Genomic DNA, 20,266 nt, shown 5'->3' with positions numbered 1-20,266 from the left:
TCAGCGCGGAGACGCGCCTTGATCAGTGTTTCTTCGGCTTGAGGATCAGCACCGCGAGTGGTGGCAGATTCAGTACCAGCGAATCCTCCATCCCATGCGCCGGCTCGGCTTCAGTCAGGACCTCGCCACCATTGCCAAAGTTGGAGCCCGCGTAGGTTTCCGCGTCACTGTTCAGCAGCTCTGTCCAGGCACCTCGCATCGGCGCGCCAAGACGATAGTCCAGGCGCGGCACCGGGGTCATGTTGGCGACCACCAGCAGCGGTTCGCCGTCGTTACTCCAACGCAGGTACGCAAACACGCTGTTGCCACTGTCATCGCCGACCAGCCACTGGAAGCCGGCAGGGTCTGCATCGCGCTCGTGCAACGCCTTCTCTTGTCGATAAAGGCGGTTCAAGTCGCCGACCAGTTTCTTCACACCCACGTGCTCGGCATATTGCATCAAGTACCAGTCCAGCTCCCTGTCGTGATTCCACTCGCGCCATTGGCCGAATTCGCAGCCCATGAACAGCAGCTTCTTGCCGGGGTGCGTCCACATGAAGGACAGGTAGGCGCGCAGGTTGGCAAATTTTTGCCAGCGATCGCCCGGCATCTTGTCGATCAGCGAATGTTTGCCGTGCACCACTTCGTCGTGCGAAATAGGCAGTACAAAACGCTCAGACCACGCATACACCAGGCTGAAGCTCAACTTGCCATGGTGATGCCCGCGGTTGATCGGGTCCTCTTCCATGTACTGCAGCGAGTCATGCATCCAGCCCATGTTCCATTTGTAATTGAAGCCAAGCCCACCTTGCTGGGTGGGCTTGCTGACACCCGGCCATGCAGTCGACTCTTCGGCAATCACCATGGTCCCGGGGGCTTCCAGCGCGACCACGTTGTTCAAATGACGCAGGAAGTCGATGGCCTCGAGGTTTTCGCGGCCGCCGAAGCGATTTGGCACCCACTCACCCGCATTACGCGAATAGTCGCGATACAGCATCGACGCCACAGCATCCACGCGCAGCCCGTCGATGTGGTAATGCTTGAGCCAATGCAGTGCCGAGGCCAGCATGAAGCCATGAACCTCGGTGCGTCCCAGGTTGTAGATCAGAGTGTTCCAGTCCTGATGAAAGCCTTCCTTGGGGTCGGCGTACTCGTACAGGCAAGTACCGTCGAACTGCGCCAGGCCATGGGTATCGGTCGGGAAATGCGCCGGAACCCAGTCGAGAATGACGCCGATTTCAGCCCGGTGACAGGCATCGACGAAGAAGGCGAAATCTTCCGGCGAACCATAACGCGCAGTTGGCGCGAACTGGGCCAGCAACTGATAGCCCCATGAACCACCGAACGGGTGCTCCATGATCGGCATCAGCTCGATGTGCGTGAAGCCAAGTTCCTTGACGTAAGGAATCAGGCGGTCAGCCAGTTCACGCCAGTTGTACTGCCGCCATTGGTTGTCGTCGACCTGCTCCATTTGCCAGGAGCCTGCGTGCAGCTCGTAGATCGACAGCGGTGCAGTGACTTCGTGGCGCCCTGCCCTTGATTGCAGCCACTCCTGGTCATTCCACTCGAATTGCAGCGGCGCAGAGATCTTAGATGAGGTATCGGGCGGCAATGTGGTGGCCAAGGCCATCGGGTCGCTTTTAAGCGGCAGAATGCCGTGAGCACCGAGAATCTCGTACTTGTAGAGCTCACCTGGCTGCAGACGCGGGACGAACACTTCCCATACGCCGGTCGGGTGACGCAGGCGCATCGGATGGCGACGGCCATCCCAACTGTTGAAGCTGCCGACCACCGAAACACGACGCGCATTGGGCGCCCAGACTGCAAAACGAACACCGTCCACGCCATCGACGCTGGTGACTTGTGCGCCCAGGCAACTGCTCAAATCGCGATGATTACCCTCGGCAAACAAGTAAAGGTCCATCTCGCCCAGCAATGGACCAAAGCTGTAGGGGTCCTCGGTGATCTGTTCACCGCCAGCCCAGTTGATTTTCAACAGATAGGGCTGTGGCTGCTCAAGATGACCGACAAAAAACCCCGGCACCTCGCTCATTTCCATCTCGCCCAGCTCGCGACCATCGTCTTTGGCCAGCAGGCGTACACTCAGCGCAGCAGGCAGATAGGCGCGAACGTACTGCCCGCTGCCGCCATCACCGTGCGGCCCGAGGATCGAGAACGGATCACGGTGTTCAGCGCGGATCAGCGCGTCCAGGTCCACGGCAGCGGGAATCGCGCGGCGACCTGTGCCGGTTTTGTCAGGCACATTCATACAGGTTCTCCATCAGACGGTTGCAGCAATCCACGCAAGCCTTGCAAGGGAACGGCCAACCAGGCTGGACGATTCTCGGCTTCGTAGATCACTTCATAGGCAGCTTTTTCAAGGGTGAACAGTTCCAGTGCGGCGTCCTCCCCTTTTGCATCTTTCCAGCTGTGGGCGATCCCGGCAGTTGCCGAGCGATAGCCTTCGATAAAGGCCTCCCGCGCCTGCGCAAGGTAAGTATCGGCGACACGTTTGCGAGCACCGGCAGCTTCCGGGGATGTATCGACGCTTTGTGCGCTGCGCACTGCCATCGCGGCAGCGTAGTCGAACGAGCGCAAAACACCGCTGACATCCTTGAAGGGGCTGTGCTTGGCACGGCGCTCTTCAAGTGCGCGGGCCGGCTCACCCTCGAAATCGATCAGATAAGCATCGCCCTTGACCACCAGCACCTGGCCCAGGTGCAAGTCACCGTGTACGCGGATACGCAGGCCACCTGCCGAACGCTTGGCCAGGCCATCGACACGCTGACGAATCTGTTTGCGTTGTGCAAGCAAGTCGCTGACCAGTTGCTGATCGTCCTTGTCCAGATCGCCCTTGCGCTGCTCAAGCAGTTGCATGGCGCGCTCGAGCTGAGCGTTGACACTGGCTGCAGAAGCTTTGCTGTCCTGGCTGCTGGTGACTTCAACGGCAAAGTCCGCATTATCGGTCGGCGATGCCAGAATCTGGTGCATTTCACCCAGGCGCTGACCAAGACTGCGAGAAAAATCCGCCAGCTCCAGCAACGCATTGTAGTGCTGTTCCTGACCGGAGACGCCGTGCGCCAACTCATCACGCACGGCGCGTTCCAGATTATTCTGCGTCCATTCCCAGGCGTCCCCCTGATTGCTCAGATAGCCCTGGGCGATCATCAGCAAGTTCGGCTGTCCGTCCTTGCCGACGCGTACCACAGAACCGAGCAGCGGCGAGATATTCTTGAAACCGGCATGGGTCAGAAATGCGCCCATTTCCAGCTCCGGATGCGTGCCGGCGCTGACTTTTCGAATCAGCTTGAGCACCAGACTCCCACCAACGACCACCGAACTGTTCGACTGCTCGGCAGACAGGTAGCGTACTTCCGACTCGTTGTTCAGGGCGAGTGGCGCAAGCTGCGAGCTCTGTTCGAAACGCAACTCGCCGTCGGCACACGGAATGACCGTATCCGCCTGCATGCCCTGAATCACCGCGCGAATAAAGGTTTCCAGGGTAAACGCGTCGGTGATCAGTCCGACGTCACGGCTGCGACGCACTCTGGCAAGCGCCAGTTGCTGTGGCAATGCACTGCTGATGTCGTCTTCGGCCAGCAACCCGAACGGCAACTGATAACGGTCAGTCTGACCACCTGCAGTCACCTCTACTTCGCTGAGCAATACGGGATGCGCATCGTCACCGAAACGTACTGCGTAAGCGATGTTGACCTGTTCGATGGCTTTGTCCTTGCCCGCAAACCAGCGGCGCTTGGGCAAATAGACGGCCAGTGACGTGTTTTCCATAGTGCTGCGCAGCGGCTCTTCGAGCAATTCCTCAAGACGCTTCTTGAGCACCAGGGTCGGGAAGTCCGGCATGCTTTGCGCAGGTTCAACGTGCCAGCTGGGCATTTGATTCTCCGAAGCCAGTAAAAACCAATAAAAACCATACGGCGGAAGCGTCAGCAGATAGCTCAACTGGCCGATAGGAGGGAATGCACTACCGCCCAGCATTTCCACCGGCACTGTGCCCGCATAAGCCGACAGCTCAAGCTCTGCAGCCTGGGCGGCACTGGAAACGTTGGCGACACACAACACCACCTCACTGTGACCGTCAGGTGCCGTGTACTCGCGGGTATAGGCGAGAATGCGACGGTTCGACGGCGACAGCATCTTCAGCGTGCCACGGCCGAATGCTTTCTGCTGCTTACGCACAGCCAGCATGCGTCGGTTCCAGTTCAGCAGCGAGTGTGGGTCGCGCTCCTGGATTTCGACATTGACCGACTGGAAACCGTACATGGGGTCCATGATCGGTGGCAGCACCAGGCTGGCCGGGTCGGCGCGCGAAAAGCCGCCGTTGCGATCGATCGACCACTGCATGGGTGTACGAACACCGTCGCGATCGCCGAGATAGATGTTATCGCCCATGCCAATCTCGTCGCCGTAGTACAGCGTCGGCGTGCCGGGCATCGACAACAGCATGCTGTTCAGCAACTCAACCCGCCGCCGATCCCGATCAACCAGCGGCGCGAGGCGTCGACGGATGCCCAGGTTGATCCGTGCGCGGCGGTCGGCGGCATAGTAGTTCCAGAGATAATCGCGCTCACGATCAGTGACCATTTCGAGGGTCAGTTCATCGTGGTTGCGCAGGAAAATCGCCCATTGGCAGTTCTCCGGAATCTCCGGGGTCTGGCGCAGAATATCGGTGATCGGGAAACGGTCTTCCTGCGCCAGCGCCATGTACATGCGTGGCATCAGCGGGAAGTGAAACGCCATGTGACACTCGTCGCCATCCGGGCCTTTACTGTCGCCGAAATACAGCTGGGTGTCTTCAGGCCATTGGTTGGCCTCAGCCAGCAGCATGCGGTCCGGGTAATTTGCGTCGATTTCGGCCCGGATACGCTTGAGCACCTGGTGGGTCTCGGGGAGGTTCTCGTTATTGGTGCCATCGCGCTCGATGAGGTACGGGATAGCGTCCAGGCGCAAACCGTCTATACCCAGATCCAGCCAGAAACGCATGACCTCGAGCACGGCATCAAGCACATGCGGATTATCGAAGTTAAGGTCTGGCTGGTGGGAGTAAAAGCGGTGCCAGAAATACTGACCGGCAACCGGGTCCCAGGTCCAGTTGGAGGTTTCGGTGTCAAGAAAGATGATCCGCGTACCATCGTACTTTTGGTCCGTATCTGACCAGACATAGAAATCCCGTGCCTTGGAACCGGGCTTGGCGTTGCGCGCTTTCTGAAACCAAGGATGCTGGTCTGACGTGTGATTGATGACCAGCTCGCTGATGACTCGCAAGCCTCGCTTGTGCGCCTGAGCGATGAAGCGCTTGGCATCGGCCATCGTGCCGTAATCGCTGTGCACATCACGGTACTCGGAGATGTCATAGCCATCGTCCCGGCGTGGCGACGGGTAAAACGGCAGCAGCCAGATGGTGTTGACCCCCAGCGCAGCAATGTAGTCGAGCTTTTCGATCAGGCCAGCGAAATCACCGATCCCGTCATTGTTGGAATCGAAAAACGATTTCACATGAACCTGGTAAATCACCGCATCCTTGTACCAGAGCGGGTCTTTGATAAACGTCGCGTCACCGGGCTTCTTGGCCATTACTGACTCCTTGGGAGTGTTATTGCGCAGCCTGGATACGCCAGATTCCAAACGGTTGTGATGGATCGAGACGCGTGTGCTGATACTTGCCGTACCAGGTCCAGCGGTGCCCAGTCATCAGGTCTTCACCCGAAGTCGCTGCGTCATCCGGCAGGCCCATTTCCCAAAGCGGCAGCTCGAAATCGGCTTCCTGTGCGTTGTAAGGATCCAGATTGACAGCTATCAGAATGAAATTGCTGCCATCCGCCGAACGCTTGCCAAAGTACAGAATGTTGTCATTCCACGCGTTATACAACTTCAGCCCCAGGTGCGTTTGCAGTGCTGGGTTCTGCCGGCGAATGCGATTGAGCTGGGCAATTTCGGCAATGATGTTGCCCGGTGCTGCATAGTCCCGGACGCGAATCTCATACTTCTCGGAGTCCAGGTACTCTTCCTTGCCTGGGATCGGTGCTGCCTCACACAATTCGAATCCTGAATACATGCCCCACAGCCCGGAGCCCATGGTCGCCAGCGCAGCACGGATCAGAAATCCGGGACGCCCGGACTCATGCAGGAAGCGCGGGTTGATATCTGGTGTATTGACGAAAAAATTCGGGCGATAACAATCACGCCAAGGCACTTCGTTGAGCTGGGTGAAGTACTCCGACAACTCTGCCTTGGTGTTGCGCCAGGTGAAGTAGGTGTAGCTCTGGCTGTAACCGACCTTCCCCAGGCGCGCCATCATGGCAGGCTTGGTGAAGGCTTCAGCAAGGAACATCACTTCAGGGTGCTGACTGCGCACCTCGCCGATCATCCACTGCCAGAATGGCAATGGCTTGGTATGCGGGTTGTCGACGCGAAAAATCTTCACACCTTCGCTGACCCAGCCCAGAACGATGTCACGCAACTCCAGCCACAGCCCGGGAATGGCATCTGGCGCGTAGAAGTCGACATTGACGATGTCCTGATACTTTTTCGGCGGGTTTTCTGCGTAACGAATCGTGCCGTCCGGGCGCCACGAGAACCAACCCGGATGCTGCTTGAGCCACGGATGATCCTGTGAACACTGAATGGCGAAATCCAACGCAATTTCAAGTCCGTGGTCGGCAGCAGCCTTCACCAGATTACGGAAATCCTCACGACTGCCCAGCTGCGGATGAATGGCCTCATGGCCTCCATCTTCGCTGCCGATTGCATACGGGCTGCCCGGATCATCCGGCCCGGCAGTCAGGGAGTTATTGGGTCCCTTGCGATGCGCGCGACCAATGGGGTGAATTGGCGGGAAATACAATACGTCGAAACCCATGTCGCGAATGATCGGCAGACGCGAATGGACATCGTTGAACGTGCCATGGCGCGACGGGTCGTCGGTGATAGAGCGAGGAAACAGCTCGTACCAGCTGGCGAACTGCGCCAGCTCACGCTCGACGTCCAGCGGAAACTCAACACTACGACTCAGGAATGCCTGATTGTCCGCCAGCTTCATCAGGTTGGCGGTCTCGCTGTGCAACAGCAACGCAACTTTCTCGTCTTTATCGCCCTGCGCCAATTGGCCCAACAGGCCTTCAATCTGCTGGCGCTGCTCGTCCTTGCTACGTTCTGCTGCGTGTACCAGATGAATACGCCCTTCTTCCAGCTCCAGGTCCACAGGCACGCCAGCTCCGAACTTTTTCTCCAGTTCATAACGGTAGCTGCCGAACTGGTCAATCCAGGCTTCCAGGCGAAACACGTAACGGCTGACAGAGGTCGGGGTGAACTCACCGACCCAACTGTCATTGCCCAATTCACGCATCGGCGCGCTGTGCCAGGTTTCTTCATCGGCAGCACGCCAGCGAATGTTTACCGCCATCTTGTCATGCCCGTCGGCGTAGACCTTGCTGGTCACGGTAACCGGTTGCCCGATGATCGCCTTGGCCGCAAACAGTCCACCGTCAATCACCGGCAACGTGTCTTCGATTACGATGCGGGGCAATTGCAGCGCCTGGGTCAGTGACAGCGGAAGGGTTGGGTGCGGGACATCGGTGGCCAGGGAATCCGGACCGTATGGCTGTTCATTCATCGAGCATCACTCCTCACGCCCCAGGGACGCTCCTGTGCATTCCATGCAATGGAAAAATTGACGGTATGGCAGCGGACGAGCAAAAAATGCAGAAGACTCGTCGAATTCGGCTGCTTAGGTTCCGAGCGGTCAACGAAGGTAAAGTTCAAAGGTTTTGCGGTTGTTTGGTGCGCATATGAAGATGTGCCAAATGCCGAGCGCAGCGATGGGGAGATCGGTGAGGACGTCGTTACGTGACGCTGCGTGACGCAAATCAATTGAATCATCAGTCAATTCGGCGGGTCGTAAAAAAGGTCGACAAGGAGGCTGCAACCATGACGTTACCCAATCCGGTAGAAGTACCTGATCCGAACATAGATGACCCTGCCCTGCCCGAACCTGTGCCCGAGCAGGAACCACCCCCAACAACACCACCCCCCAATGAAAAGCCGATAGGTGACCCGCCACCCGACGCCCCACCGGTGACCGGGTAACGTCTCAGCAAGAGAAACTGAAGGTGTCCGCCAACCCGTGAACGCCTTCAGCGCCCGCCTGCCAGATCAATGAATGTCCCCGTGGCATATGACGCGTTGTCCGAGAGTAACCAGAGAATTGCTTCAGCCACTTCCTCGGCAGTGCCACCGCGCCCCATAGGCAATGCGCCTTCAAGCTTGCTGACGCGGGAAGGGTCGCCGCTCAAGGCATGAAAATCAGTGAAGATGAAGCCTGGCCGGACCGCGTTGACGCGAATATTTTCTCCGGCTACTTCCTTGGAAAGCCCTATGGTAAACGTATCAAGAGCGCCTTTGGATGCTGCGTAGTCCACGTATTCGCCCGCCGAACCCAGCCGGGCGGCCAGCGACGATACGTTGACGATGCTGCCACCGTGCCCTCCATGACTGGGCAACATGCGCAGCAAGGCATGTTTGCTGCACAACATAGGCCCGACCACGTTGGTCATCATCATTTTGAGCATGCGAAACTCCGACATGTCCTCGACTCTTGAAGCCTGAGCCAAGGTGCCCGCATTGTTGACCAGATGAGTGACCCGGCCGAGTTCGGAATCGACTCGGGAGAACAGCCGCATGATCTCGTCTTCGTTGCTGACATCGGCCTGCAGGGTGATTGCCTGAGCCCCGAGCGCCCTGACCTGCCCGGCCGTGTTTTCCGCTGCGCCATGATCGGACAGATAATTGATACAGATCCGATAGCCCTGTGACGCAGCCAGACGCGCAGTGGCGGCGCCTATTCCGCGTGAACCACCCGTGATAATAAGGACTTTTTCCATGATTTTTCTCAGAAGCCAGCATCGAAGTGCAGCTACTACACGCAAGGTAGCCAGACACTTCTGATCGTGCCAGCCTTTATCGTCCAGCGCCATCCATGCGTTTCAGAAAGCCGGTTGTCCGGTATCGGGAAGGTTGGCTGCGGCTTTAGCTTCAGCAGCCCGGATTTCGTCGAAAAACTGCTGAGCAGGCAAAGGGGAACCGAGCAGGAAGCCTTGCAGCGAATGACATCCAAGGTGCGTCAGAAAGCGCTGCTGAACAGCGGTCTCAACCCCTTCAGCAACAATCCGCAGGTTCAATGCCTGCCCTACCGCCACGATAGCTGACACGATTGCGGCATCATCGGTGTCGTGTTCCAGGTCACGCACGAAACCTCGATCAATCTTGATTTCATTGGCTGGCAGGCGCTTCAGGTACATCAGGCTGGAGTAGCCGGTGCCAAAGTCGTCAATCGAAAGATCTACGCCCATTTCGGAAAGTTTCTGCAGGACAGCCAGACTGGCATCGGCATTATGCATAGCCGTGGTCTCGGTGATTTCAAGAGTCAGGCAGTTCGCCGGAAGCTGATGCCTGGCCAGGGTATCGGCCACCGCAGTGACCAGCCCGGAATGGCAGAACTGCAATGCCGAGAGGTTGACTGCAATGCGCCAGTGCGGGTAGCCCTGGGTGTACCACTCGCGCATCTGCCGGCACGCCTCGTCCAGCACCCACTCGCCGATCTGGATGATCAGGCCGGTTTTCTCTGCCATGGCAATGAACAGATCGGGACCCAGAACGCCTTGTTCCGGATGATTCCAGCGCAACAAGGCTTCTGCGCCCAAGGGCAGCCCCGTCAATGCGTCGAACTTGGGCTGGTAGTAAATACAGAACTGCCGTCGCTTGATCGCCTTGCGCAAGTCCTGCGACATTTGTAACTGATTACGTGCGTTGCTGTTCATCGACGCATCGAAAAAACTGTAGCCGTTCTTGCCAGCCGCCTTGGTGTGGTACATGGCGGCATCGGCATTGATCAGAAGCTCGTGCTGGGAGCTGCCATTACCGGGGTACATGCAGATGCCAATACTGAGCGAAATCTGCAACTGATGCTCGCCTATGGTAAATGGATTGCCTATTTCGTTGACCTGACGCGTTGCGACAGTCACTGCATCCTGGGGATCATGCAGTTCGACCAAAAGCACAAACTCATCACCGCCGACTCTTGCCAGAGTGTCGTACCGGTGCAGATTCTGGCGAAGGCGCAAGGCGATCTGGCGTAACAGCAGGTCACCCGTGTGATGACCGAATGCGTCATTGACTGGCTTGAAGCCATCAAGGTCCATGAACATCAACGCAAAACAGCCACCGTTCTCGCGGACCTTCTTCATCGCCTGCTCGATGCGATCCGTCAACAGCACGCGGTTCGGCAGCCCGGTCAGGTTGTCATGCAGAGCGAGATGGATAAGCTCCCGGTTGGCTTCAGTCAGGGAGTTGGCCAACACAGCGGTACGCGTTTCGAGGTGAGAGTCGAGAATACAGCTGAGCAGCGCGATACCCAGAATCGACAGACTGGTGACCACAACAATCCTGTCCAGTCTATTGCTGCTCAGCCCTGCGGGCAGCGAACCACAAACGCTGCCGTCGACGAAACCGGCCGCCGCCATGCCGGTGTAATGCATGCCGATGACGGCCATGCCCAGCATGAGCGCCACTGAAGCGCGCGTCAGGTATATCCTGGAACGTTGCTGACGAAGACGGAATGCTATCCACAATGCCGCAGCAGATGCTGCAATGCCGATGATCAGGGAGCAAGCGACCAGCCATGGCGTGTATTCGATGCCCGGCTGCATGCGCATTGCCGCCATGCCGGTGTAATGCATGGCACTGATGCCAAGGCCCAGCAACAAAGCACCCAGGCCTAGCTGCACTGCAGGCAATTGCGGCTGCGTGACCAGCCACAGGGCGAAACCCGCCGACAGGATTGCAATCAGCAGCGACAGCATTACCAACGGCACGTCATAGCCGAGATCGATGGGCAGCACGAAAGCCAGCATACCGATAAAATGCGTCGACCAACTGCCGACGCCCATCGCCAGCGCTCCTCCAGCGATCCATACATGAACAGCGCGCCCTTTCGCCGAAATGATGCGGCCCACCAGATCGAGAGCGGTGTAGGCAGCAAGAATTGCGACGAGAGCGGATATCACGACGAGCGAGGGGGTGTAACTGCCAATCAACATAAACGCACCTGGAGCCCAATGAGCGCGTCCATGCCAATACTGCGTGGGTGATTGTACCCAATAGCTGCCAAATGTCCCGGTACTTGGTCGAAAAGATGGCAACTAGCTATGTTTTTCTTTTATCACGCCCCACTGAGGGAAAACTGCACTGGCCGCTTGAAACCTTTACTCCCTGAGCGCCAGACCGGTGTCGGCGTTCCAGCCCCCGCCCAGTGCAGCAATCAATTGAACGCTGGCAACCAACCGGCTTTGCAGCACATTCAACACACTGCGCTCGTTGCTCAGCGCGGTGGCCTGTACGTTGACGACGTCCAGATAGCCGATCAACCCTGCCTTGTATTGATTATTGGTCAAACGCAGCGAATCACGAGCCGATACCAGTGCTTCCTGGCGCACAGCGGCCTCCTGCTCGTACACCTTGAGTTGAATGAGGTAGTTCTCGACTTCCTGAAAACCATTTAACACGGTCTGCCGATACTGGGCGACAGTCTGGTCATACACCGCCTCGGTGCGTTCGACCTCGGCCGAACGCCTGCCACCGTCGAACAGCGTCAATGCAAGTTGAGGTCCTACCGACCAGAAGCGGTTGGGCAGGCTGATCCAGTTCGCGAATGTACTGCTGTTGTACCCCCCGCTCATGCTCAGCGTGAAATCTGGATAGTAGGCTGCCCTGGCAACGCCGATGTTGGCATTGGCAACCATTACCGAACGCTCTGCCGCAGCAATGTCCGGGCGGCGCTCGAGCAATTGTGATGGCAGGCCTGGCGGGATCTGTGGCAGTTGCGGAATCGAAGTGCTGACGGGCAGGTTGAAATCTGCGGGAGCCATGCCCATCAGCACGGCGATTGCATTTTCGAATTGCGCACGCTGCCAGGCCAGATCGATCAGGTCGGCCTGAGTGCCTTTCAACTGTGTCTGCGCCTGCGCGACAGCGTCACTGCCGGAGATACCGGCGCGGTATTGATTCTGGGTCAACGTCAGTGAGCGCTGGTAGGCATCCACGGTAGATTCCAACAAGCGTTTTTGTTCGTCGATAACCCGCAATTGCAGATAATTCTGCACCAGCTCCGATTGCAGACTAAGGCGCATCGCTGCCAGATCGGCAAGGCTCGCCTGCGCATTGGCAGTGTCGGCCTCCAGCCCACGACGCAACTTGCCCCATACATCCGCTTCCCAACTAACACCCAGCTGCGCGTTATAGCTGTTTCGGATCCCCGAGACGCTGTTACCCGTCCCGGTGTTCGACGTCCCGGTGCCCTGCCCCGAACGGGTCTTGCCGGTGGTGAGGTCCAGTGTCGGCAGAAATGCGCCTCTGGAACTGCGCACCAGCGCTTGTGCCTGCCGGTACTGCGCTTCGTATTGGGCAACGGTCTGGTTGGAGGTGTTGAGCCGCTCGACCAGCGAATTCAGTTGCGGGTCCCTGTACACCTCCCACCATGCGCCTTTGGCCATCGCGTCACTTGGTGTGGCCGCGCGCCAGCCTGCGGCAGCCTTGAACTGGGAAGGCGCGGCCATGGGCGGCTTCTGATAGTCCGGACCGACGGCGCAGGCGCTCAGCAGCACAATGCAGAGCCCCAACGCGAGTGGACGAATCAGCCCTGTCGGGCGGGATGTAAAAACCAGGCGTTCGGTCATAGCGGAGTTTCCAGAGCAGCATCGGTGCGCACGCCACGCCATTTGTTGTAGCGATGGCGCAGACGGTCGAGATAAAGGTAAACCACCGGGGTGGTGTAGAGGGTCAGGACCTGGCTGAAGATCAGCCCGCCGATGATGGTCAGGCCCAGCGGCTTGCGCATTTCAGCGCCTTCTGCGGTGCTCAAAAGCAGCGGTAAGGCACCCAGAATGGCGGCCATCGTTGTCATCAGAATGGGGCGCAGACGTTGTAGACAGGCGCTGCGGATCGACTCTTGCGGCGTCATTCCCTGATCGCGCTCAAGGTGCAAGGCCAGATCGATCATCATAATTGCGTTTTTCTTCACCACACCAATCAACAAAAACAGCCCCAGGAGGGAAATCAGGCTGAATTCGCTACCCAGTATGTAGATCGTCAGCAGCGCGCCCACGCCTGCCGAAGGCAGCGTCGACAGGATCGTCAGAGGATGAATGTAGCTTTCATAAAGAATCCCCAGTACCAGATACACCGCCAGCAGCGCCCCGAGAATCATCCAAGGCTGGCTTTTCTGGGTGGAGGCAAAAGCGTTGGCGGTCCCGGCCATTTTTGAAATGATGTCGGACGGCAGCCCGATGGCGGCAATGGCGCGCTCGATCGCCACCGTTGCTTTATCCAGGCTGGCACCTTCGGCCAGATCGAAAGAGATGTTTTCGGCAGCGAACTGGCCGTCATGCGATACCCGGTCATTCGCCAGACTGCGCTCGTAATGAGCGATGCTCGACAGCGGTACGCGCTGCCCGTCGGCTGTAATCACCTGGACCTGCTCCAGCGTCACCGGATCCTGAGCGTATTTGGGATTGACCTCCATCACCACCTTGTACTGGTTGAGGCTGTCATAGATGGTCGATACCTGACGCTGGCTGTAGGCATTGTTGAGCACAGCCGTAACCATGTTCATATCGATACCCAGCCGTTTGGCGGTATCACGGTCAACCACCAGCGTTACCTGCTGCGCCCCACGCCCTTCCCGGGCGTCGATGGCGGTCAGCTCCGGTATCGACTTGAGCGCTGCGACGATTTTCGGATACCACAGCCGCAGGCTGCTCAGGTCTGCGCTTTGCACAATGTATTGGTACTGCGAGCTGGTCTGCTCGCGACCACCGCCCAGTTGCAGGTCCTGATCCGGAGCCAGGAACAGTCGACCGCCCGGCACATGCGGCATGTTCTTGCGCAGGCGTTCGACCACTTTCTCGGCGGACAGCTTGCGCTCGGCAACAGGCTTCAGGCGCACGATCATGAATGCGTTGTTGGTACCACCGCTGCCCCCGATAAAGCCGGCAACGCTTTCCACCGCAGGGTCTGCCAGAATCGAGCGGCGGAAGATTTCCATCTTCGGTTGCATGATCGAAAATGAAAGACCGTCGTCACCGCGCACGAAACCCATCAGTTGCCCGGTGTCCTGCTGTGGCAGAAAAGTCTTGGGCACGACCACATACAGCGCAATATTCACTACAACGGTGATCAGCAGGCTGAGCAGCGTGAGCCGCCGGTGCCGCATGACCCAGCCAAGCGAGCGGTCATAACCGGCGACCATGCGATCATTGATCCGCTCGCTCCAGCGTTGAAAGGCGTTCTCCCCGCTGGCTTCGCGTGGTTTCAGCCAGCGCGCGCACAACATAGGGGTCAGCGTCAGGGATACGATCAGCGAAACGACGATCGCCACCGACAAGGTAATGGAGAACTCGCGAAACAGGCTTTCGACCAACCCTCCCATGAACAGGATGGAAATGAACACCGCTACCAGTGAGACGTTCATCGACAACAGCGTGAACCCCACCTCTTTGGCACCAAGAAAGGCTGCCTTCATTGGGTCCAGACCGTTGTGAATATGCCGGGAGATGTTTTCCAGCACCACGATCGCATCGTCCACCACCAGCCCGGTGGCGAGAATCAGTGCCATCAGCGACAAATTGTTCAGGGAAAAGCCGAACAGGTGCATGATCGCAAATGTGCCTACCAGCGAGACAGGAACCGCCAGCGTGGGGATCAGCGACGCGCGAAAACTGCCGAGAAACAGGAACACCACCATCACCACCAGCACCACGGCAATCAGCAGGGTCATTTCTGCTTCGTGCAGCGTTGCCTTGATCACCGGGGAACGGTCCATCGCAACATTAAGGCTAACGCTGGCAGGCAGCACCGCCCGCAGCGCCGGCAACTGCGCCTTGATCTGCGCCACGGTTTCAATGATGTTGGCGCCCGCCTGCCGGTTGACGACCAGCAAGACCGCACGATCACTGTTGTAAAAGCCACTGTTGTAGCGGTCCTCTACGGCATCACTGACTTTCGCGACATCCTTGAGGCGCAAGGTCGCCCCGTCCTTGTAGCGAATGATCAGTGGCGCATAATCCTTGGCCGTTTCCAGCTGGTCGTTGGCCTGAACCTGCCAATTATGCTGATCGTCCTCGACGAAGCCCTTCGGTCGTCGAACGTTCGCACCCGTGATCGCGGTACGCACATCGTCAAGCGATACGCCGTACTGCGACAGCATCCGTGGTTCCAGCTCGATACGCACCGCAGGCAGCGAGCTGCCGCCGATCTGCACTTCACCGACCCCGGAAACCTGTGAAAGGCTTTGCGACAGGATGGTGGACGCCAGATCGTAAAGCTGACCTTTTTCCAGCACCGTCGAGGTCATCGACAGCACCATGATCGGTGCCTGGGACGGGTTGACCTTCTTGTAGGTCGGCATGCTGCGCATCCCGCTGGGCAACAGGTTGCGCGAGGCATTGATGGCCGCCTGCACTTCCCGCGCCGCGCCATTGATGTCGCGATCCAGATCGAACTGCAGAATGATCCGCGTCGTACCCTGGCTGGAATTGCTGGTCATGCTGTTGATACCGGCGATACTGCCCAGAGATCGCTCCAGTGGCGTTGCCACAGTGGAGGCCATGACCTCGGGGCTGGCCCCCGCAAGACTCGCGGACACCACAATCACCGGAAAATCCATGTTCGGCAAGGGCGCGACCGGTAACAAACGGAAGCTGACAGCGCCCAGCAGCATGATCGCCAGGCTCAGCAGAACGGTCGCAACCGGGCGACGGATAAAAGGCGCCGACAGGTTCATGCGTCAGCCCGCTCCAATCGGTCCGGGTCGGCAGGCTTGCGCCTCCAGCGACGGCCAAGCCGGTCGAAATACAGGTAGATGACCGGCGTGGTGAACAGCGTAAGGACCTGACTGACTAGCAAGCCACCGACCATCACCAGCCCGAGAGGTTGACGTAGTTCAGCGCCGGAGCCGCTGGCAAGCATCAGCGGGATGGCACCAAACAGTGCCGCCAGGGTGGTCATCAGAATCGGCCGGAAGCGCAGCAGAGCCGCTTCGTAGATCGCCGTTTCCGGCGCTACACCTCGGTTGCGCTCGGCATCGAGCGAAAAATCGATCATCATGATGGCGTTCTTCTTGACGATGCCGATCAGCAGAATAATGCCGATGATCGCAATCATGCCCAGATCGTTGCCGCTGATCAGCAAGGCCAGCAATGCGCCTACGGCCGCCGACGGCAGCGTCGAGAGAATGGTGATCGGGTGGATATAGCTCTCATAGAGCACGCCCAGGACGATGTACATGGTCACCACGGCCGCCAGAATCAGCAGCAGCGTGCTGGACAACGAAGCCTGAAATGCCTCGGCAGCGCCCTGGAACTGGGTTTGCACGCCAATCGGCATGCCGATCTCCTGCTCAACCTGCTCGATCACCTGCACGGCGTTGCCCAACGCGATCCCGGGCGCGAGGTTGAACGACATCATCACCGCCGGAAACTGCCCGAGATGAGCGATGGCCAGCTGTGCCTGGCGCTGTTCGACGCGCGCCAGACTCGACAGTTTTACCTGCGCGCCGTCGGTGGTCTTGACATGAATCTGGTCGAGCGCGGCAGGACCGAGTTCACTGCCGGACGCTGCCTGCAGGACCACGCGATACTGGCTGGCCTGCGTATAGATAGTGGAAATCTGCCGTTGCCCGAAAGCGTCGTACAGTGCATCGGTAATATTCGCAACGGTGACCCCTACCCGACTGGCCGCATCACGATCGATGTTCAGATAGACCTGTAAGCCCTTGTCCTGCAGGTCGCTGGCGACATCCGTCAGTTCGGGCCGTTTGCCGAGCGCGTCCACCAATCTCTCGCTCCACAGCGCCAGCAACTCGGCATCAGGCGAGGACATGCTGAACTGATACTGAGTGCGACTGACCCGGTCTTCAATGGTCAGGTCCTGCACCGGCTGCATGAACAGACGGATCCCCGAGAGTTTGTCGACCTCGGGCTGCAGGCGCTGGATCACCTCGGGCGCGGTGATATCGCGCTCCCCGTGAGGTTTGAGGTTAATCAGAAGACGCCCGCTATTGAGCGTTGCATTATCGCCGTCGACGCCAATATAGGAAGACAGGCTGACCACCGCAGGGTCCTTGAGAATGATATCGGCAAGCGCTTGCTGACGCTGGCTCATGGCAGCAAACGAAACTGACTGGGGCGCTTCCGAAATACCCTGGATCACACCGGTGTCCTGCACAGGAAAGAAGCCCTTGGGTACAACGATGTACAGCAGCACAGTCAACGCCAGAGTGGCCAGTGCGACCAGCAGGGTCAGAGGCTGATGCTTGAGCACCCAGCGCAACCTGCCTGCGTAGATATCGATCAGCCAGTCAATCCAGGCACCGCTGGCACGGTAGAAACGGCTCTGCTCTTCTTCCTTCGGCTCGCGCTTGAGCAACCGCGCGCACATCATCGGCGTCAGGGTCAGCGATACCACCAGCGATATGAGTATCGCGACCGCCAGAGTGATGGCGAACTCACGAAACAGCCGCCCGACCACATCAGCCATGAAAAGCAGCGGGATCAGTACCGCAATCAGCGACAAGGTGAGGGAAATCAGGGTGAAACCGATCTGTTTTGCGCCCTTGAGTGCCGCCTGCAAGGGGGTTTCGCCCTCCTCGATATGCCGGGAGATATTTTCCAGCATCACGATGGCGTCATCGACGACGAAGCCGGTCGCGATGGTCATGGCCATCAGCGTCAGGTTGTTCACCGAGAAGCCTGCCAGGTACATGATGCCAAACGTGCCTACCAGCGACAGTGGAACGGCAATTGAAGGAATGATCGTTGCACTGAAGCGACGCAGGAACAGAAACGTGACCAGCACCACCAGAACGATCGCGATCAGCAACTCGTGCTGAACATCAGTCACCGAGGCGCGGATCGTCTGCGTGCGATCCGTCAGCACCACCACATCAAGACCGGCCGGGAGGTTTTCGGTGATCCCTGGCAGCAGAGCCTTGATCCGGTCGACCACATCAATCACGTTGGCACCCGGCTGACGCTGAATATTCAGCAGCACCGCCTGACTGCGGTTGGCCCACGCCGCCAGCCGTTCATTTTCGGCCCCATCGACGATTTCGGCCACATCCTTCAGGCGCAAGGGAGCCCCGTCCTTGTAGGCCAGAATCAGGTTGGCGTATTCCTCCGGAGACTTCAGTTGATCGTTGGCATCCAGCATGGAAACCCGAGTCGGCCCGTCGAAGTTGCCCTTGGGCTGGTTGACGTTGGACGCGCCGATCAGCGTTCGTACATCGGACAGATTAAGGCTGTTGGCGGCCAGCGCCTCCGGATTGACCTTGATACGGACCGCCTGACGCTGCCCGCCGGCAATGCTGACCATGCCGACGCCGCTGATCTGAGAGATCTTCTGCGCCATGCGCGTATCGACCAGATCATTAAGCTTGGGCAGCAACATTGTTTTCGAGGTGATGGCGAGTGTCAGAACCGGTGTATCGGCGGGGTTGACCTTGTTGTAGACCGGTGGTGCCGGAAGGTCGGTCGGCAGCAGATTGGTGGCGGCGTTGATCGCCGCCTGCACCTGCTGTTCAGCCACATCCATATTGATATCCAGGCTGAAACGCAGCGTAATGACCGATGCGCCGCCCGAGCTGGTCGAAGCCATCTGGGTCAGTCCGGGCATCTGTCCGAATTGACGCTCGAGAGGCGCAGTGACGGAGCTGGTCATGACTTGCGGGCTGGCACCGGGGTAAAGCGTCATCACACGAATGGTCGGATAATCGACCTGAGGCAGCGCCGAGACCGGCAGCAAGGTGTAGGCGATCAGACCCGCCAGGACAATTGCCAGCATACTCAGTGTGGTGGCAACCGGACGCAGGATGAACAGACGCGACATGTTCATACGTTTGGTTTTTCCACCTTGCCGAGTGCTGCCGACTTGTCGGTCTTGCTGTCAGGCTTGCCTTGCAGTTTCTGAACCGGGCCTGCCGGTACATCCTTACTGTCGTTGACGACCTCGACTTCAGCACCGTCGCGCAGGCGATCGGTGCCTTCAAGCACCACCCGCTCGCCTGCTGCGAGCCCTTCGGTGATGACCGTTGAGGTCTCGTCGCTCGGACCGGTCTTCAACAGCTTGAGCTTGACCTTCCTGTCCCCGTCCAGCACATAGACAAAGGTCCCGTCGGTGCCGAACTGAACTGCGGCGGTAGGTACCAGCGTCGCCTGTTTCAGCGTATCGGCGCGCAGACGCACATTGACGAACTGGTTGGGGAACAGGATCTCGTCACCGTTATCGAAACGGGCCTTGAACTTCAGGGTGCCGGTCGTCACGTCGATCTGGTTATCGAGACTGGCAAGTACACCGGCAGCCTGCATTTTCGTATCGCCACGGTCCCAGGCTTCGACCGGCAGCTTGTCGCCGGTGCGATAGCGGGAAATGACTTTGGACAGGTCTTTCTCCGGCAGCGTGAAGGCGACCGAAATGGGTTGGGTCTGGGTGATCACCACTAAGGCGGTTGTGTCGTTGGCGGCAACCAGATTACCGACGTCCAGCTGTTTGAGGCCGACACGACCGGCGATGGGGGCGCGGATGCGGGTGAAATCCAGACTCAACCGGGCATCAGCCACGGCCGCCTGATTGGTCTTGATCGTGCCCTTGTACTGATTGACCAGCGATTCGGCCGTGTCGAGGGTCTGTTTTGCAATACTGTCCTCTGCATACAATCCACGGTAGCGCTGCACGTCGAGCTGGGCATTCTTGAGCAGCGCCTGATTGGTGGCCAGCGTACCTTCGGCCTGCTGCAATGCCACCTGATAGCTGCGCGGATCGATTTCAGCCAGCAGATCACCGGCCTTGACCATCTGCCCTTCCTGGAAATAAAGCTTGACCAGCTCTCCCGCCACCCGGCTGCGCACATTGATGGTGTTCATCGCCGTCACAGTGCCAAGCGCCTTGTAATAGATCGGAAAATCGCCTTCGGTTGCCGGTGCCACTCGCACCGGGACAGCAACAGCCGATCCACCAAAGCCTGGCCGCGCCATGCCGCCCGCACCAGGCTTCCTGCCCTCGGCGCCTTTCCCAGGGGTGGACGCAGGCCAGAGCCACCAGCACAGGGCAACAATGACCAACAGGATCAACAAACTGATCAACCAGCGACGGGATTTACGAGAGCCAGACGATTGCATGAATAAATCAACCATTACAGGTGGGGGCTTGTTCAGAAGGCTGAACA

The 20,266-nt window shown here is 58.5% G+C and carries 10 protein-coding genes; 1 reads left to right on the top strand and 9 read right to left on the bottom strand.

Features of this window, described 5'->3' with window-relative positions; all coding sequences use genetic code 11:
* Nucleotides 1-22: 22 nt before the first annotated feature.
* The 3 genes from glgB to MME58_RS13155 are packed head-to-tail and all read right to left on the bottom strand — an operon-like array spanning nucleotide 23 to nucleotide 7,609.
* Nucleotides 23-2,248, bottom strand: a complete 2,226-nt coding sequence (gene glgB, locus MME58_RS13165) for a 1,4-alpha-glucan branching protein GlgB (RefSeq protein ID WP_054988694.1) — start codon at nucleotides 2,246-2,248, stop codon at nucleotides 23-25.
* Entirely contained in the window at nucleotides 2,245-5,571 is a 3,327-nt protein-coding gene (gene treS, locus MME58_RS13160) for a maltose alpha-D-glucosyltransferase (RefSeq protein WP_055006318.1), read from the bottom strand. Before treS ends, glgB begins: the two co-directional genes overlap by 4 nt.
* Before the next feature lie 19 nt (nucleotides 5,572-5,590).
* Nucleotides 5,591-7,609, bottom strand: a complete 2,019-nt coding sequence (locus MME58_RS13155) for an alpha-1,4-glucan--maltose-1-phosphate maltosyltransferase (RefSeq protein WP_054988696.1) — start codon at nucleotides 7,607-7,609, stop codon at nucleotides 5,591-5,593.
* 314 nt (nucleotides 7,610-7,923) lie between these two features.
* Between MME58_RS13155 and MME58_RS13150 the strand changes: the two genes are divergently transcribed.
* Nucleotides 7,924-8,082, top strand: a complete 159-nt coding sequence (locus MME58_RS13150; RefSeq protein ID WP_082427502.1) for a hypothetical protein — start codon at nucleotides 7,924-7,926, stop codon at nucleotides 8,080-8,082.
* Nucleotides 8,083-8,129: 47 nt separating this feature from the next.
* Here MME58_RS13150 and MME58_RS13145 read toward each other — a convergent pair whose 3' ends face one another.
* The 6 genes from MME58_RS13145 to MME58_RS13120 form a co-directional block, all read right to left on the bottom strand.
* Nucleotides 8,130-8,876: an SDR family oxidoreductase gene (locus tag MME58_RS13145; RefSeq protein ID WP_054988721.1), complete on the bottom strand. Its 747-nt coding sequence runs from the start codon at nucleotides 8,874-8,876 to the stop codon at nucleotides 8,130-8,132.
* Nucleotides 8,877-8,978: 102 nt separating this feature from the next.
* Nucleotides 8,979-11,090 carry a putative bifunctional diguanylate cyclase/phosphodiesterase gene (locus MME58_RS13140; protein ID WP_055006319.1) on the bottom strand — a complete coding sequence of 704 codons (2,112 nt, stop codon included), beginning with the start codon at nucleotides 11,088-11,090 and terminating at the stop codon, nucleotides 8,979-8,981.
* Between the two features lie 165 nt (nucleotides 11,091-11,255).
* Complete coding sequence (locus MME58_RS13135) at nucleotides 11,256-12,725, bottom strand: efflux transporter outer membrane subunit (protein WP_055006320.1); 1,470 nt, start codon at nucleotides 12,723-12,725, stop codon at nucleotides 11,256-11,258.
* Entirely contained in the window at nucleotides 12,722-15,829 is a 3,108-nt protein-coding gene (locus MME58_RS13130) for an efflux RND transporter permease subunit (protein ID WP_054988698.1), read from the bottom strand. Before MME58_RS13130 ends, MME58_RS13135 begins: the two co-directional genes overlap by 4 nt.
* Nucleotides 15,826-18,936 (bottom strand): MdtB/MuxB family multidrug efflux RND transporter permease subunit, encoded by a 3,111-nt coding sequence (locus MME58_RS13125; RefSeq protein WP_054988699.1) that lies wholly within the window; start codon nucleotides 18,934-18,936, stop codon nucleotides 15,826-15,828. The genes MME58_RS13130 and MME58_RS13125 overlap by 4 nt, the downstream gene beginning before the upstream one ends.
* Entirely contained in the window at nucleotides 18,933-20,234 is a 1,302-nt protein-coding gene (locus MME58_RS13120) for an MdtA/MuxA family multidrug efflux RND transporter periplasmic adaptor subunit (RefSeq protein ID WP_054988722.1), read from the bottom strand. Before MME58_RS13120 ends, MME58_RS13125 begins: the two co-directional genes overlap by 4 nt.
* Nucleotides 20,235-20,266 lie beyond the last annotated feature (32 nt).

It is taken from the genome of Pseudomonas syringae pv. tagetis, from assembly GCF_022557255.1.
In the GTDB taxonomy this organism is placed as follows: Bacteria; Pseudomonadota; Gammaproteobacteria; order Pseudomonadales; family Pseudomonadaceae; genus Aquipseudomonas; species Aquipseudomonas caricapapayae.
The sequence above is the reverse complement of the archived record's forward strand: the minus strand, read 5'-3'. Positions and strand labels throughout refer to the sequence as shown.